A 16,369-nucleotide genomic window follows, 5' to 3' on the forward strand; every position below is an offset into this window, starting at 1 on the left:
GGCCTTAAGGACTATTTAGTCGTTATGAATTCCTCATCTTCCCGATCTTGCTGATATGAAACCACTTGGCCGAAAAAGCAAGATCAGGGGTGTTTGTGGGGAAACGATTCGACTCCGGGGCGCGGACCGGGGTGGTGATCGTCGGGGCGGGCCCGGCGGGGCTGGTCCTGGGGAACCTGCTCCTGGACCAGGGCATCGACTGCGTGATCCTGGAACGGCGCGGACGCGAGGCGGTGGAGGGGCGGGCCAGGGCGGGCTTCCTGGCCGCCCACTCCGTCCGTGTGCTCGCCCGACACGGCCTCGACTCCGGCCTGTTGACCAAGGGCCGTACGCACCGGACCTGTCTCTTCCGCAGCGAGCAGGGTGAATTCACCCTCGACTACGGCGAGTTGGGGCGCGGTGAGGTCCACACCGTCTACCCCCAGCAGGAGTTGGTACGGGACCTGCTCGCCGAGTACCTGCGACGCGGCGGCGAGATCCGCTTCGGCGCCGAGGTCGAGGAGATCTCCGAGGCCCGGGTGCGGATGCGCGACGGTTCGGAGGTCACCGGGCGCTATGTCGCCGGGTGCGACGGACACCGGGGAGTGGGCCGCGCCGCCCTCGCGGCACTGGGCACCCGGACGGCCCGCCGGGACCACGGGGTGAGCTGGCTGGCGGTCCTGGTCGCGGCCCCGCCCAGCCTCGCCGCCGTCGGTTACGCCCTGCATGCCCGCGGCTTCGCCGGCCACATGGCCCGTACGGCGACCGTCACCCGCTACTACCTCCAGTGCCCGCGCGGCACCGATGCCGCCGACTGGAGTGAGGACCGGATCTGGACCGAGCTGGAAATCCGGCTCAGGACAGCCGAGTTCGGCCCGCTCAAGGACGGTCCCGTCCTGGAGACGGCGGTGGTCGACCTGCGCTCCGACGTTCTGGACCGGCCGGGCACCGGACGACTCTGGCTGGCCGGTGACGCCGCCGGACTCATCAGCCCCTCCGCCGCCAAGGGCGCCAACCTCGCCGTACTCCAGGCGGAACGGCTCGCCGAGGCGTTCGCGCGGGTGCTCACCCGCGACGACGACAGCGGTCTCGCCCGCTACGCGGCCGACTGCCTGCCCCGCGTCTGGCGGGCCCATGAGTTCTCCCACTGGATGAGCACGCTGCTCCACGGCCCGACCGCCGAGGACGCCGAGGCCCGCTACGGCCGCGCGCTCCAGTACGCCCGCCTCGACAGCCTGCGTACCTCCCGCACGCACCAGGACTTCTTCGCCGAGAACTACACCGGCATCTGACCCTCCCCACGATCTTTGGGACCCCACATGAACCTCCCCGTCGCACAGGCGCGCCTCGACGAGGCCGACGTGCAACGCGTCCGGCGCGCCGCGGCCTACGTCGAGGCCCACGACACGGAAGCCGTCCTGGCCGAACTGCTCCCCGACCTCACCCCGGCCGAACGGGCCGACGTGGCCCGCCACTTGGTCTTCGACCACACCGCGGTACTGGTCTTCCCCGACTCCCTCGACGGCCTCTGCGAGGAACTCCGCCGCCAGGGCTTCGAACCCGGCTCCGTCACCCCGAGCGTCGTGGTCCGCGAACGCCTTGCCCGCCGCTACGGCCCCACCCTCGCCGAAACCCCGGTCGCCATCGTGCACGTCACGGCAGGCACCCGCAGCGTGGAGATCTTCGCGCTCCCCGTCCCCCCGGACTCCCCCCTGGAGGCCGTAGCAGCGGACGAACGCGCCGCCGACCACGAGTCGCACCACGCCTTCGCGGTCACGGCTCCCGGCCCGGTGGTCCCCGCGGGCCTACGACTCCTTCTCCAGGAGCGGGGCGGCGCGGTCCCCGACGGCGGCGGCTACAACGGCCACGAAAACGTCACCGTCCTCTACCACCGCACCCGAACCCACCGCCGCTTCGAACTCCGCCTCCCCGGCCGCCACACCCCGCTGCCCGACCCGACGACCTCACTCCTCGGCGTGATGACGGGAGCCTGGGCCACCCAAGCGGTCGCCACGATGGCCGAGTTGGGCATCGCCGACCACCTGGCCGACCACCCGGGCACCGACGCGGACACCCTGGCCCACCTCACGGCCACCCACCCGGAAGCCCTGCGCCGCCTCCTGCGCTACCTGACCTCCCTGGGCCTGCTCACCTCGTCCGACGGCACGTACCACCTCACCGCCACGGGCCAACCCCTGCGCACAGGGACGGAGTTCAGCCTCCACCCCCTGGCACGCTTGTACGCGGGCCCCTTCTACGACTCCTTCTCCGGCTTGACCCACTCCGTACGCACCGGCGAGGAAGCCTTCGCCCACCGCTACGGCCGGCACCACTTCCCGTATTTCGCCCAACACCCGGAACTCGGCGACCTGTTCCACCGTGCGATGGCGGCCAGCGCGGAGATGTTCGCCCCGGTACCCACGCTGATCGACTTCTCGACCGCACGACGCGTGGTCGACGTGGGCGGCGGAAACGGCGCCCTGCTGTCCCGACTCCTTCGCGCCCACGCCCACTTGGAGGGCGTCCTGCTGGAACGCCCCGAGGCCCTGGAAGCGGCCCGCCCCCAACTCCCCGAACGCTGCACCTTCGTACCGGGCGACTTCACCGAGTCCGTACCGGCCGGCGGCGACATCTACCTCCTGTCCCGAGTCCTCCACGACTGGGACGACGACCGCTGCCTGACCATCCTCGACAACTGCGCCAAGGCAATGCACCCAGGAGCCCAACTGCTGGTGGTGGAACGCCTGTTGCCGACTCCGACGGCGGTGGCCTGGGACATCCACATGCTGTGCAACGTAGGAGGAAGGGAGAGGGACGAGGACCACTACCGCCTACTGCTGGATAAGACGGGCTTCGAGGTGAAGGGTTGTTATGCGTTGCCGCTGGGGGCCTCGCTACTCAACGCCGTGAGAATCTAGGGGCGCGGGGAACTGCGCGACCAGCCCCCACGCACCCGCACCTGACAACGAGGCCCAACTAACCGGCCTGCCCCATCCCCGCAGCATTGGGCCAACTCTGCGCATTGGGCCACCCAGTGGCCGGCGCCGGCGCAAGATTCTGCATCCCGTTGGGACTGGTAGCCCCCCGCACCTGCGCGGCCGTAAGCCCATTACGCGCAGGCACACCAGTGGGTGTAGGCCCCTGAGGCACAGGAGCAGGCGCGGGCGTACCGTACGGCTGCTGCTGAGGCTGCTGCATGACCGGCATCTGCTGAGACACCTGAGCCAACTGCTCCGGCATCTGCGCAACAGGCTGCATCGGCATCTGCGGAGCCTGTGCCGCGGCCACCATCGGCTGGTACTGAGGCTGCTGCTGAGGTTGGGGCTGAGGCACAGACACTGGCACGGGCTGCGGCTGAGGCTGAGGCACCGCGGCCGCCGGTGCCTGCATGGGCACGGGCTGCGGCTGCATCTGGGTGATCGCGGCGGGCATCTGCATGCCCGCGCCGTTGGTCGCGCCGACGAGCCGGTCCACGGCCGCCGTACCCGAGCTGTAGCTGGTCCCTGTGCTCAGCTCGGGTACGGCAGCTCCCCTCCTGGTCCCGTAGAGCACCTGTTCCAGGCCGGACACCAGGCGACGCACGTCCACCTGGGGGCGCACCACGAGGCGCAGGAAGCGGCTGGACGAACCGATCTTGTTGCCGCACTCGCGGACCAGGATGCGGTGCTCGGTGAGCATCCGGTCCCGGACCACGGTTCCCTCGGCGCCCACGGGAAGGCGTACGAAGAGGAAGTTGCCCTGCGACGGATAGACCGTCAGGCCGGGCAGCGCGGAGAGATGGCTCGCCATGTCGAGTCGGTCGCGGCGCACCTGCTGGAGGCTCTGCGCGTACTCCGCGCCGTGCTCCTTGAGGATGAACACCACGTGCTCCGCGAAGGCGTTGAGGTTCCACTTCGGGAGCATGGAGCGTATACGGCCGGCGAGGGCGGGGTTGGCGACGAGGTAGCCGAACCGTATGCCGTGCAGGCCGAAGTTCTTGCCGAGGCTGCGCAGGACGACCACGTTGGGGCGGAGCATCGCCTCTTGCACGACGCTGGGTTCGACCTCGGCGTCGGCGAACTCGAGGAACGACTCGTCGATGACGATGAGGTCCAGGTCGGCCATCGCGTCCATGAACTGGACGAGCGCCTGCTTGTGGATGAAGCCGCCGTCGGGGTTGTTCGGGTTGCAGATGACGGCGACCTTGGTGTTGCGCTTGCGGATGAACTCGGAGTACTGCGCGAGGTCCAGGGCGAAGCCGTTGGACTCCTGGAGCGGGAACATGTCGACCCGCTTGCCGGTCTCCATGGGCTGGTCGGTCCAGCGGCCGAAGGTGGGGACGGGGATGGCGAGTGACTCGCGGACCATCAAGTGGTCGATCCAGGTGATCAGTTCGGTCGAACCGTTGCCCATCGCGACGCAGCTCGGCGGGAGTTGGAGCAGATTGCAGAGCTCGGCCGTGATGGTGTCGGCGCTGCTCGGGTAGTACGTGATGATCTCGCGCAGCCGGGCCGCCATCTGGTCGAACATGGCGGGGGTGGGGAAGTACGGGTTGCACGGGATACAGAAGTCCACGGGGCCGGTGCCGTCGCTCTCACGCGCCAGCGCTGCCATCGACGGGCTGTGCGCCGCCGAACTGCGGAACAGCGAGGTGACGTTGGAGTCGGCCAATGGAACCTCCGTATGAAGGCGGGCCCGGCGGGGACGACCGGGCCCGTCGTCTTGGGTGGCCCGCGCGGGGGAGCACGGGCCGCCCTTGAATACGGAGACGAGAGTGGCACTGTTCAACGGATGTGAAATTAGTGTGAGTTCGGGAACCCCTGACCCGAGCCTCGCGTCACGTAGTAAATGGTCACGCGTGGAAGGTCACGCGCTGAACGTGTGGATCGTTGACGTCCTGTACGTCTGCCCCGGCCTCAGCACCGTTGACGGGAAGTTCGCGTGGTTCGGCGAGTCCGGGAAGTGCTGGGTCTCCAGGCAGAGCGCGTCGCCCTGGCGGTAGGTGTGGCCGCCGGTGCCGGTCAGGGTGCCGTCGAGGAAGTTGCCGGAGTAGAACTGCAGCCCCGGCTGGTCGGTGGCGATCTTCAGGGTGCGGCCGGAGTGCGGGTCGTGCAGGGTCGCGGCGTGCTCGGGCTTCGCGGTGATGCCCTTGTCGAGGACCCAGTTGTGGTCGTACCCCTTGGCCTGCACCTGCTGGACGTGCGCGGCCCGGATGTCGCGGCCGATCGGCTTCGTCTTGCGGAAGTCGAAGGGGGTGGCGGAGACCTTGGCCAGTTCGCCCGTGGGGATCAGCCCCGAGTCGGTGGGCGTGTAGCGGGAGGCGGGGATCGTGAGCTGGTGGTTCTCGATCGTGCCGCTGCCCTCGCCGGCGAGGTTCCAGTAGACGTGGCTGGTGAGGTTGACGACCGTGGCCTTGTCGGTGGTCGCCTCGTAGTCGATGCGCCAGTCGCCGTGCTTGTTGAGCGTGTACGTCACCTTCACCTTGAGGGTGCCCGGGTAGCCCATCTCGCCGTCGACGCTGGTGTAGTGGAGGTGCAGGCCGACGTCCGAGCCGGCGGTGAAGCCCTCCACGTCCCAGATGTGCTTGTCGAAGCCCTGGCTGCCGCCGTGCAGGCTGTTGACCCCGTCGTTGACGGAGAGCTGGTAGCTCTTGCCGTCGAGGGTGAACTGGCCCTTGGCGATGCGGTTTCCGTAGCGGCCGATGAGCGCGCCGAAGTACGGGGTCTTCGCCACGTAGTCGGCGATGTTGTCGAAGCCGAGCGACACGTTGGCGTACTTGCCGTGCCGGTCCGGGAGTTCGAGGGACTGGACGACTCCGCCCCAGGACAGCACCTTGAGCCGGGTGCCGCCGTTCTCCAGCGACCAGCGGTAGACCTTGCTCCCGTCGGCGAGGGTGCCGAAGAGTTCCTTCACGGGCTTCTTGCCTCCCGAGGCTGCCTGCGCCGTACCTGTACCGAGGGCGCTCGCTGCGATGCCTGCTGCTGCGGCGCCTGCAATGACCGTGCGTCTGTTCAGTTCCATTGAGCGGCTCCTGCACATGGAAGGGGCCCCGCCGTGCTGTGCGAATGACAGACGTGCGGGGCCCGGGCTGGACTTACGAACCGGACTTGCGCTTGTTCCACACGTCGAAGCCGACCGCGGTCAGCAGGGCGAGGCCCTTGATGACCTGCTGCCAGTCGGTGCCGACACTGAGGAGGTTCATGCCGTTGTTCAGCACGCCGAGGACGAGACCGCCGATGATGGCACCGAGGACGGTGCCGACACCGCCGCTCATGGAGGCGCCGCCGATGAACGAGGAGGCGATGGCCTCCAGTTCGAAGCCGTCGCCCGCCTTCGGCGAGGCCGCGTTGAGGCGGGCGGTGATGACCAGACCCGCCAGGGCCGCGAGCACGCCCATGTTCAGGAACACCTGGAAGGTGACGCGCTTGTCCTTGACGCCGGACAGCTTCGCGGCCGGCAGATTGCCGCCGATCGCGTAGATGTGGCGGCCGAAGACGGTGTTGCGCATCACGTAGCCGTAACCGGCCACCAGGACACCGAGGATGATCAGGATGATCGGCGCGCCGTCGTAGCTGGCGAGCAGCAGGGTCAGCCAGAGGATCGCGGCGACGATCGCCACGAGCTTGAGCAGGAACAGCTTGGTGGGCGCCACGTCGAGCGAGAACTCCTGCTGGCGGCGCCGGTCGCGGAACTCCTGCCACACCACCGCGGCGATCATCACGAGCCCCAACAGCAGCGTGATGTTGTGGTAGTTGGTGTTCGGGCCGACCGCGGGCAGGAAGCCGTTGCCGATCTTCTGCAGGCCGCCCGGGAAGGGGCCGAGCGTCTGGCCCTGGAGGAGGATCTCCGTGAGGCCGCGGAAGAGCAGCATGCCGGCGAGGGTGACGATGAAGGACGGTATGCCCGCGTAGGCGATCAACAGCCCTTGCACCGAGCCCGCCACGGCGCCCATCAGCAGGCACAGCACCAGCGCGACCGGCCACGGCACCTGGTGATTGACCATCAGGACCGCCGCGAAGGCGCCCACGAACGCGGTCAGCGAGCCGACCGACAGGTCGATGTGCCCGGCGATGATGACCAGCATCATGCCGATCGCGAGGATCAGGATGTAGCTGTTCTGCAGCACCAGGTTGGAGACGTTGCGCGGCAGCAGCAGGTCCCCGCCGGTCCAGATCTCGAAGAGGATCACGATCAGGCCGAGGGCGATCAGCATGCCGTACTGCCGCATGTTGCGCCGCAGTCCGTCCAGCACCAGCCGCAACAGGCCGCCGCCCGCGCCCGATCCGTCCTTGCCCGGCGGTGCCGCGGCCGGGATCTTGTCGGTGACGTCCGTGCTCATCGCGTTACCTCTTTGTCCTTCGTCATCTGGCGCATCAGCACTTCCTGCGTGGCCTCGGCCCGGGGCACCTCACCGGTCAGCCGGCCCGCCGCCATCGTGTAGATGCGGTCGCACATGCCGAGCAGCTCCGGCAGTTCGGAGGAGATGAAGACCACCGCCTTGCCCTCGGCGGCGAGTTGGTCGATGACCGTGTAGATCTCGTACTTGGCACCCACGTCGATGCCGCGCGTGGGCTCGTCCAGGATCAGCACCTCGGGACCCGCGAAGATCCACTTGCTGAGGACGACCTTCTGCTGGTTGCCGCCGGACAGCTTGCCCACCGGCTCGAAGACGGTCGGCGCCTTGATGTTCATCGAGGAGCGGAACCGCTCGGCGACCTGCCGTTCCTCCTGCTCGTCGACCACACCGCGCTTGGCGACCTTGCTCAGGGCGGCCAGCGAGATGTTCCGGTTGATCGTGTCGATCAGGTTCAGGCCGTAGTGCTTGCGGTCCTCCGTGACATAGGCGATGCCGTGCCCGACCGCCTCCGCGACGGACTTGGTGCGGATCTCCTGGCCGTCCTTGAGGACCGTGCCGCCGGCGTAGCGGCCGTAGGAGCGCCCGAAGACGCTCATGGCGAGTTCGGTGCGGCCGGCGCCCATGAGTCCGGCGATGCCGACGATCTCGCCCCTGCGCACATTTATTGACACATCGTCAACTACCTTGCGCTGCTGGTCGATCGGGTGGAACACGGTCCAGTCGCGGATCTCCAGCGCGGGCGCCGCCTCGGCCTTGCCCGCGTAGGGGGTGCGCTCGGGGAAGCGGTGGTCGAGGTCGCGGCCGACCATGCCGGAGATGATCCGCTCCTCGTTCGTCTCCGGCGCCTTCACGTCGAGCGTCTCGATCGAGCGGCCGTCGCGCAGGATCGTCACCGAGTCGGCGACCCTGCGGATCTCGTTCAGCTTGTGCGAGATGATGATCGAGGTGATGCCCTGCTTCTTCAACTCCAGGATGAGATCCAGGAGTTTGCCGCTGTCCTCGTCGTTCAGCGCCGCCGTCGGCTCGTCCAGGATGAGCAGCTTCACCTTCTTCGACAGCGCCTTCGCGATCTCCACCAGCTGCTGCTTGCCCACGCCGATGTCGGCGACGCGGGTCTCCGGGTGGTCGCTCAGGCCCACCCGGCGCAGCAGTTCGGTGCCGTGCCGCAGGGTCTCGTTCCAGTTGATGAGCCCGCGCGTGGCGTGCTCGTTGCCGAGGAAGATGTTCTCGGCGATCGACAGGAACGGCACCAGCGCCAGTTCCTGGTGGATGATGACGATGCCTCGGTGCTCGCTGGCCCGGATGTCGCGGAAGCGGCACTCCTCCCCTTCGAAGAGGATGTCGCCCGAGTAACTGCCGTGCGGATGGACGCCGGAGAGCACCTTCATCAAGGTGGACTTCCCGGCGCCGTTCTCACCGCAGATGGCATGGACCTCGCCCTGACGGACCGTCAGAGTGACGTCCGAGAGCGCTTTGACACCGGGAAAGGTCTTGACGATCGAGCGCATTTCCAGGACGGGTCCCGCCATGGTCGTGCCTTCCAATCAAGTGTGGGGTGGGGTAACGGGCCGCGGAACTACTTGAGTTGCGCGTCCGTGTAGTACCCGCCCTTGACCAGCACGTCCTCGTAGTTGGACTTGTCCACGCTCACCGGCTGCAGCAGGTAGGCCGGGACGACCTTGGTGCCGTTGTCGTAGGTCTTGGTGTCGTTGGTCTGCGGCGTCTTGCCGTTGAGCACGTCGTCGATCATCGTGTCCGCGACCTTGGCGAGCTCACGGGTGTCCTTGTAGACGGTCTGCGTCTGCTCACCCGCGATGATCGACTTCACCGAGGCCAGCTCGGCGTCCTGGCCGGTGATGACCGGCAGCGGCTTGCTCGCCGAGCCGTAGCCGTCCGACTTCAGCGCGGACAGGATGCCGATGGAGATGCCGTCGTAGGGCGACAGCACCGCGTCGACCCGGCCGGTCTTGTAGGAACCGGTGAGGATGTCCTCCATGCGGTTCTGCGCCTTGGTGCCGTCCCAGCGCAGAGTGGTCACCTTGTTGAGCTCGGTCTGCCCGGACTTGACGACCAGCTTCTTCTGGTCGATGTACGGCTGGAGCACGCTCATCGCACCGTTGAAGAAGTACTTGGTGTTGTTGTCGTCGTTCGAGCCGGCGAACAGCTCGATGTTGAACGGGCCGTTCTTGCCGCTGTCCAGCCCGAGCTTCTTGATGAGGTACGTGCCCTGGAGCACGCCGACCTTCGTGTTGTCGAAGGAGGCGTAGTAGTCGACGTTCTTCGTGCCGAGGATCAGGCGGTCGTAGGCGATGACCGGGATCTTCGCGGAGGCGGCCTCCTGGAGCACGTTGTTCAGCGACTTGTTGTCGATCGCCGCGATGATCAGGCCCTTGACGCCCTGGGTGATCATGTTCTCGATCTGGGAGACCTGGGTGTCCGGGTCGTCCTCGCCGTAGACCAGCTTGGTCTTGTAGCCCTTGGCCTTGAGGTCCTTGACCATGTTGTCGCCGTCGGAGATCCAGCGCGCGGAGGACTTCGTCGGCATCGCGATGCCGATCGTGCCGCCCTTGGCGCTGCTCTCCTTCTCCTTGCTGCCGCCCGAGCCACTCTGGCCACAGGCGGACAGGGACAGCGCGAGGGTGGCGGCGCCGGCTATGAGGGGAAGGGCGCGACTTCTGCGGATGCGCATGTGAACTGGCCTCATTCTTCTCGTCGTTGAGAGGTGCAGCGAGTGTGTGTGGGTGGTGCGGTTGAGTTGTGTGGCGCGGCCCGGTGGGGGCTGGTCGCGCCCCGCGGCGGAGCCGCAGTTCGATACAGCCCCGCGCCCCTGGAAACCGGGAGGTGTTCAAGAGGTGCGGGTGATGCGGGGTGCCTTTGGAAACGGGGCCGAGTTCATAAGGGGCGCGGGGAACTGCGCGACCAGCCCCCACGCACCCGCGGTCCCCGACGGTCAGGCCGTGGCAGCCCCGGCGGGGAAGCGGTTCAAAGACCCCGGCAACCTGGACCCGAGGGGAGCCATGTCGCCGTCCGCCCCGTGGCGAGCGAGCAGGTCGAGGGCGAGCCGCCCGCGACGGACCCGCTCGCGGGCCGTGTCGAGGGTGACGTCACGGAGATGGGTGCCCCACGGGTAGATGCCGGGGGCCTTGGAGAGGCCGAACTTCAGGTACAGAGGGGCCCCGCGGCGGATCAGCTCCGCGACCTCGTACATCCGGATGTAGCCACCGAGGTCGTCCGGCGCCTCGATGTACATGTCCATGGGGGCGGCCGAGACGCGCCGGATCTCGGTGAGGTGGTCGAGCGTGAGGTCGCTGGGGACGTTCAACGAGTCCGCGCCCAGCTGCTCGTAGACCGCGTACGCGGCCGGGTTGACCGGACCGATCAGCGCCGAGACCTTGAGCGTGGTGTCGGCCGGGATGATCCCGGCGACCCGCGCCCGGTGCAGCGTCCACAGCACCCCCTCGTCGGCGACGAGCAGGCACTTGACGCCCAACTCCGTTGCCCTGACGGCGTCTTCGATACAGCCGGCGACCGCGTCGTGACCCCGGGCGCGCAGACCCCCGCCGCGCGAGTCGGAACGGACCGAGCCACCGATGTCCCAGGTCCCGCGCGGACCGGTGAACAGGCAGAGCTCGATGTCGCGTTCGGCCGTCGCCTCGACCATCTCGGTGATCTCGGAGTCGGTCAGCATCCACACACCGCTGCCCTGGCTGATCCGGTGGATCGGCACGTCGAGGCGCGAGGACTCCTTGAGGATGACCGCCAGCGCCTCGGGACCCTCGCAGGAGGGGATCTCGGTGCGCCAGCGACCGCCGCCGGGGAAGGTGTGCGGCGAGGCGTCGGCGGGGTCGAGGGCGGGCGCGCCCAGGCCGAGCGCGGAGAGCGCCTGCTCCCCGGGCCTGCGGGCTGCAGTGGCGGTGTCGGTCACTGGCTGTCCTTCGTGTTCGGTATATCGGACGCGGTTCGCGGCTCGCGGTAGAGAAAAACTGTGGTGGTACGCCGGCGCGGGGTGGTCAGGACACCCCGTGCCGACGTACGGCTGGGGGTTTCCTACGGCCGCAGCAGCACCTTGCCGACCTTGGGATCGCCGGACCCCACCAACTCGATGGCCTGCGGGAACTCGGCGAGCGGAAGCTCATGGGTGACCAGGGGAAGCGGATCGAGCAACCCCGCCCCGAACACCCGCACCGTGTGCGCCCAGGCGTCCGGCGGTGCCCCGAAGACGGTGTGCACCTCCAGCTGCCGTACGACGAGATCGGTCGGGTCGAGACCCTCCGCGCCCGGCGCCGGGATGCCGGTCAGGACCAGGCGTCCGCCGCGCCGGAGCAGGGCGGCCGCCGTACGGGCCGCGTCCGCCGAGCCGGCGGTCTCGATCACCACGTCGAAGTCGTCGGGGAGCGGTTCGTTCTTGGTACGGAAGTCCGTGGCGCCGAACTGCTCGGAAAGGGCCGCGCGGTCCGGGCGGGAGCCCACCACCAGGAGTTCGGCGGGGGAGTTCGCCCTGAGGAACTGGATCGCGAACATGCCGAGCGTTCCGGTGCCGACCACGGCCACTCGCTCACCCGGCCGCGCGTTCGCCTTGAGCGCCGCCGCCGCGATGCAGGCCGCCGGCTCCAGCAGCGCCGCCGCCGTCAAGTCGGCCCCGTCCGGGAGGACATGGAGCAGCCGGGCGGGGAGGGTGAGGGTGGTGGCCATGGCGCCGGGCTGGGTGAAGCCCGTCTCCTCGTAGCCCGCCGTACACAACGTCGTCTCACCCGCGTGACACCGGTCGCACACCTGGCAGTTGCGGAAGCCCTCGCCGACCACCTTGCGGCCGACCAGACTTGACGGCACCCCGGCGCCGACCGCCTCCACCGTGCCGGACCACTCGTGGCCCGGCGTGAGGGGGTAACGGACGTAGCCCTCGGGCCTGTTGCCCTGGTACACCTCGCGGTCGCTGCCGCAGATGCCGACCGCGTGGACGCGTACGAGCGCCTCACTGGCGTCCGGCTGCCGGGGCTCGTGCGAGACCAGGCTGTGCTCGCCCGGTGCCGCGATGACGACCGCGGTGCTCACTTCGAGCCCTTGGGCTTGCGCTGCTCCCAGCCGTCCGCCCAGAGGTCGAACCGCGCCTGCTGCTGCGGGAATTCGGCCGCCGCGTCGGTGTCCAGCTCGACGCCGAGACCGGGCGCGTCCGAGAGGTGGAAGTAGCCGTCGATCACCTGCGGGGCACCCTTGACGACCTTCTTGATCTCCGCGTCAGCGAAGTCGTTGAAGTGCTCCAGGATCTTGAAGTTCGGGGTGGAGAAGCCGACTTGGAGCGAGGCCGCGGTCAGTACCGGTCCGCCGACGTTGTGCGGGGCGACGAGGACGTAGTGCGCCTCGGCGGTCGCGGCGAGCTTGCGCGTCTCCCAGATGCCGCCGATGTGACCGACGTCGGGCTGGATGATGTCGACGGCCTGGCTCTCGAACAGCTCGCGGAACTCGACGCGGTCGTGGATGCGTTCACCCGTGGCGACCGGGATGTCCACCTTCGCGGCGACCTTCTCCAGCGCCTTCAGGTTCTCCGGCGGGACCGGCTCCTCCAGCCACGCGGGCTTGAACGGCGCGAGTTCGCGCGCGAGCCGTACCGCGGTGGACGGCGAGAAGCGGCCGTGCATCTCCAGCATCAGCTCGGCGTCCGGGCCGATCGCGTCCCGTACGGCCTCGATCAGCGAGACCGCGTACAGGGTCTGCGCGTGGTCGAGTTCGAAGTGCCCGGTCCCGAACGGGTCGATCTTCAGCGCCTTGTAGCCGCGCTCCATGACGCCCTGGGCGGCCTTGTGATAGGCCTCCGGGGTCCGCTCGGTGGTGTACCAGCCGTTGGCGTACGCCTTCACCTTGTCCGTGACCTTGCCGCCGAGCAGCTGCCACACCGGCACCCCGAGGGCCTTGCCCTTGATGTCCCAGCAGGCCATCTCGATCACGGCGATGCCGGACATGACGATTTCGCCCGCACGGCCGTAGTCGCCGTACTTCATCCGGCGTACGAGGTCTTCCAGGGCGAACGGGTCGGAACCGAGAATGTGGTTTGCCTCGGCCTCGCGCAGGTAACCGATGAGCGCGTCGGTGTGTCCCAGCATCCGGGTCTCGCCGACACCGGTGACGCCCTCGTCGGTGTGCACTTGGACGTACGTCAGATTGCGCCATGGCGTCCCGACCACGTGCGTGCTGATTCCCGTGATGCGCACGGCAGATGCCCCCTGTGCTCTTCGGTGCTGTTCGAAATTTCGGCTCACGTTCGAAATGCTGGGCAGACAGTAAGGACGGCGGGGGTGGGGTGTCAATGGGTCGAACAAGTAACGGTTTCGACAAGGGGGGCGATCGCAGGTTGGGTCCCGATGGGGTTCTTGTCGGGTTCCGGCAGGGTTCGGCGCGCGGTTCCTCGCACAACTTTCACAGACGTGACTATGAACGTTACCTGTGAGGAACTTAGTCTTCCCGCGTCATGGACTACTGCCACCCCTGCGGCCGGCACCTGAACGGCGCCCTCGCGTGCCCGGGGTGCGGCACGCCTGCCGAATTGCCCGTTGTGTCAACTCCTCCCTACGAGGCGGGGGTTGACGTGCGTTCGCAAACGGATGGCGGGGGCGACCAAGCCTCCGACACCGACGAGTCGGACGAGGAGCACGGCAGTGAACGCGGCGGCGAACACGGCGGCGAACACGAGGGGCGTGCCGCCCGGCGGAGGAACCGCGGGCGGCGTGATGCCGACGTCGACACCGGCACCGATGCCGATGCCGAGGAGCCGGCCGCGCCAGGCGCGAGTCGTCGCGATCGCAAGGCCGCCGCGCATCGACGGCGGCGGCGCCGGGTCCTCCTCGTCACGGCCGGCTTCGTGCTCGCGGCCGGCGGGCTGAGCCTGGCCGAACTGGGCACGGACGCGCCGTTCTCGGCCTCGAAACCCGCGGCCCCGGGGGATGCGTCGGCGGAGGGCGCGGCCTCCTCGGAGGCGAGCGGTACGGCCGAGCCCTTGGGCGACACGAAGACCGCGGGGGCGGGTACGGGTTCCGCGTCCCCGGACGCGTCGGCGTCACGGTCCGCCTCGCCTTCGGAGTCCGGGAAGGGGACGAAGAGTCCCTCCGCGTCGCTGAAACCGACGACCGCCGCCGGCGGCACGTCCCATACGTCGACATCCACGACGGACCCGACGACCACTCCGACCTCGGAGCCCTCGTCCTCGGAACCGAGTCCCACGCCGTCGCCTTCGGAGACGTGCAAACAGATCTTGTGGTGGTGCTCCTGAGCCGTTCGGCTCGGGCATCCAAGCCCCGACGGTCAGATTTCCAGCATCCGTCGTAGCAGGCCTCGGAGTGCCAGTCTTTCGTCGTCCGACAGCCCGGCGAGTGGTTCTCGGGCGAAGCGCAGCGATTCGCGCAGGCTACGGGCCACCCGCCTGCCCTCGTCCGTCGCCGCCGCCAGCTTCACCCGCCGGTCCGCGGGGTCGGGGCGGCGCTCCACCAACCCCCGCGTCTCCAGCCTGTCCACGATCCCGGTGACGTTCGACGGCTCGCACTTCAGCTTCTGCGCCAGCTTGCGCATCGGCAGCGGCTCGAGCGACAGCAGACTCAGCAGCCGCGCCTGCGCGCCGGTCAGCGAGTGGTCGCCCGCCGCCTCCTCGTAGTCCTCGTAGAACCGCGCCACGACATCGCCGATCAGCTCGACGACCTCCAGGGTCACGGGGTCGGCGCGGCGCGTCTTTTCGGGTGTGGCCATGGACTCAAGCGTACCCCGTTACTTGACAACATGAAATATTCAGGAGCATTGTTGTTTCAGGTACTGAAGTATTTGAACGCCATGCATTGAGGAAAGGCGCTTGTGATGATCAACCGCGAATGGCACCTGCTCAGCCGTCCGGTCGGCTGGCCGAAGCCCGAGGACTTCGCCCTGGTGGAGACCGAGACCCGGACCCCGGGCGAGGGCCAGGTGCTGGTGCGGAACAAGTACCTCTCCGTCGACCCGTACATGCGCGGCCGCATGAGTGCCGCCAAGTCGTACGTCGCCCCGTTCGAGCTCGGCAAGGTGATGCAGGGCGGTGCGGTCGGCGAGGTCGTCGAGTCCAACGCCGAGGGGTTCGCGGCCGGCGACCACGTGCTGCACTTCGGCGGCTGGCGCGAGTACGCGACCATCGACGCCAAGGGCGCCGTCAAGGTCGACCCCGACCTCGCCCCGCTCTCCACCTACCTCGGCGTGCTCGGCATGACCGGCCTCACCGCCTACGCCGGGCTGCTGCGCACCGCCTCCTTCAAGGAGGGCGACTCGGTCTTCGTCTCCGGTGCGGCCGGTGCCGTGGGCAGCCAGGTCGGGCAGATCGCCAAGCTCAAGGGGGCGTCGCGGGTTGTCGGTTCCGCCGGGTCCGACGAGAAGGTCAAGCTGCTGGTTGAGGAGTACGGCTTCGACGCCGCCTTCAACTACAAGAACGGGCCCGTGAGTCAGCAGCTGCGCGAGGCTGCTCCGGACGGTGTCGATGTGTACTTCGACAATGTCGGGGGTGAGCATCTCGAGGCTGCGATCGGTTCGCTCAACGAGCGTGGGCGCATTGCCATCTGCGGGATGATCTCCGTCTACAACAGCACCGAGCCGGCTCCTGGGCCGAAGAACCTCGGGCGGCTCATCCAGACCCGGGGGCGGATCGAGGGGTTCCTCGTCGGCGACCACTACGACCTTCAGCCGGAGTTCGTCCGGGAGGTCGGCGCTTGGGTGGCTTCCGGGGAGCTGAAGTACCGGGAGACCGTCGTCGAGGGGATCGAGAACAACCTTGAGGCGTTCCTGGGGCAGCTGCGGGGGGAGAACACGGGGAAGATGATCGTCAAGCTTTGACGGGGTGGTGTTGGGTGGGCGCCGGGTTGGTGGGGCGGTGTTGATAGGCGCCCTCGCAGGTGGGCCGGTGTTGGGTAGGCATCGGGTAGGTGGGCCGGTGTTGAGAAGGCGCCGTGCGCGCACCTCTTGTGGTTCGGTCGCCTTCGGGGCGCCTCAAGCCGGTGTCGAGAGGCCCATCGTGCTCGGCGCTGCGCGCCTCCGCGCGCTGGGCCTCTCGGC

At 68.4% G+C, this 16,369-nt stretch carries 13 protein-coding genes; 4 read left to right on the forward strand and 9 right to left on the reverse strand.

Annotation, left to right across the window (positions count from 1 at the left end):
- Positions 1–95: 95 nt before the first annotated feature.
- The gene (locus ACFXC1_RS38965; RefSeq protein ID WP_381251944.1) at positions 96–1,271 is read left to right on the forward strand and encodes a 4-hydroxybenzoate 3-monooxygenase; all 1,176 of its coding nucleotides are present in this window, start codon (positions 96–98) and stop codon (positions 1,269–1,271) included.
- Between the two features lie 27 nt (positions 1,272–1,298).
- Positions 1,299–2,897, forward strand: a complete 1,599-nt coding sequence (locus ACFXC1_RS38970) for a methyltransferase (protein WP_381251945.1) — start codon at positions 1,299–1,301, stop codon at positions 2,895–2,897.
- A gap of 58 nt (positions 2,898–2,955) precedes the next feature.
- Here ACFXC1_RS38970 and ACFXC1_RS38975 read toward each other — a convergent pair whose 3' ends face one another.
- The 8 genes from ACFXC1_RS38975 to ACFXC1_RS39010 all read right to left on the reverse strand — a co-directional run bounded on the left by ACFXC1_RS38975 (position 2,956) and on the right by ACFXC1_RS39010 (position 13,521).
- The gene (locus ACFXC1_RS38975) at positions 2,956–4,629 is read right to left on the reverse strand and encodes a pyridoxal phosphate-dependent aminotransferase (RefSeq protein ID WP_381251947.1); all 1,674 of its coding nucleotides are present in this window, start codon (positions 4,627–4,629) and stop codon (positions 2,956–2,958) included.
- Positions 4,630–4,824: 195 nt separating this feature from the next.
- Entirely contained in the window at positions 4,825–5,979 is a 1,155-nt protein-coding gene (locus ACFXC1_RS38980) for an aldose epimerase family protein (protein ID WP_381251949.1), read from the reverse strand.
- Between the two features lie 73 nt (positions 5,980–6,052).
- Positions 6,053–7,297 (reverse strand): multiple monosaccharide ABC transporter permease, encoded by a 1,245-nt coding sequence (gene mmsB, locus ACFXC1_RS38985; RefSeq protein WP_381251951.1) that lies wholly within the window; start codon positions 7,295–7,297, stop codon positions 6,053–6,055.
- Entirely contained in the window at positions 7,294–8,844 is a 1,551-nt protein-coding gene (mmsA, locus tag ACFXC1_RS38990; protein WP_381251953.1) for a multiple monosaccharide ABC transporter ATP-binding protein, read from the reverse strand. The genes mmsB and mmsA overlap by 4 nt, the downstream gene beginning before the upstream one ends.
- Positions 8,845–8,891: 47 nt before the next feature.
- Positions 8,892–10,004: a multiple monosaccharide ABC transporter substrate-binding protein gene (gene chvE, locus ACFXC1_RS38995; RefSeq protein ID WP_093626278.1), complete on the reverse strand. Its 1,113-nt coding sequence runs from the start codon at positions 10,002–10,004 to the stop codon at positions 8,892–8,894.
- A gap of 261 nt (positions 10,005–10,265) precedes the next feature.
- A complete protein-coding gene (locus ACFXC1_RS39000) occupies positions 10,266–11,240 on the reverse strand; it encodes a hypothetical protein (protein WP_381251955.1) in 975 nt (324 codons plus the stop codon).
- A 122-nt stretch (positions 11,241–11,362) separates the two neighbouring features.
- Entirely contained in the window at positions 11,363–12,367 is a 1,005-nt protein-coding gene (locus ACFXC1_RS39005; protein WP_381251957.1) for a zinc-dependent alcohol dehydrogenase, read from the reverse strand.
- A complete protein-coding gene (locus ACFXC1_RS39010) occupies positions 12,364–13,521 on the reverse strand; it encodes a mandelate racemase/muconate lactonizing enzyme family protein (RefSeq protein WP_381251959.1) in 1,158 nt (385 codons plus the stop codon). Before ACFXC1_RS39010 ends, ACFXC1_RS39005 begins: the two co-directional genes overlap by 4 nt.
- A gap of 257 nt (positions 13,522–13,778) precedes the next feature.
- On the opposite strand from ACFXC1_RS39010, the gene ACFXC1_RS39015 reads away from it, so the two are divergent.
- Positions 13,779–14,576 (forward strand): SCO2400 family protein, encoded by a 798-nt coding sequence (locus ACFXC1_RS39015; protein WP_381251961.1) that lies wholly within the window; start codon positions 13,779–13,781, stop codon positions 14,574–14,576.
- 32 nt (positions 14,577–14,608) lie between these two features.
- Here ACFXC1_RS39015 and ACFXC1_RS39020 read toward each other — a convergent pair whose 3' ends face one another.
- Positions 14,609–15,046 carry a MarR family winged helix-turn-helix transcriptional regulator gene (locus ACFXC1_RS39020; RefSeq protein ID WP_381251963.1) on the reverse strand — a complete coding sequence of 146 codons (438 nt, stop codon included), beginning with the start codon at positions 15,044–15,046 and terminating at the stop codon, positions 14,609–14,611.
- A gap of 105 nt (positions 15,047–15,151) precedes the next feature.
- Between ACFXC1_RS39020 and ACFXC1_RS39025 the strand changes: the two genes are divergently transcribed.
- A complete protein-coding gene (locus tag ACFXC1_RS39025; protein WP_381251965.1) occupies positions 15,152–16,150 on the forward strand; it encodes an NADP-dependent oxidoreductase in 999 nt (332 codons plus the stop codon).
- Positions 16,151–16,369: the final 219 nt, after the last annotated feature.

The organism is Streptomyces hokutonensis (genome assembly GCF_042751305.1).
Classification (GTDB): domain Bacteria; phylum Actinomycetota; class Actinomycetes; order Streptomycetales; family Streptomycetaceae; genus Streptomyces; species Streptomyces hokutonensis_A.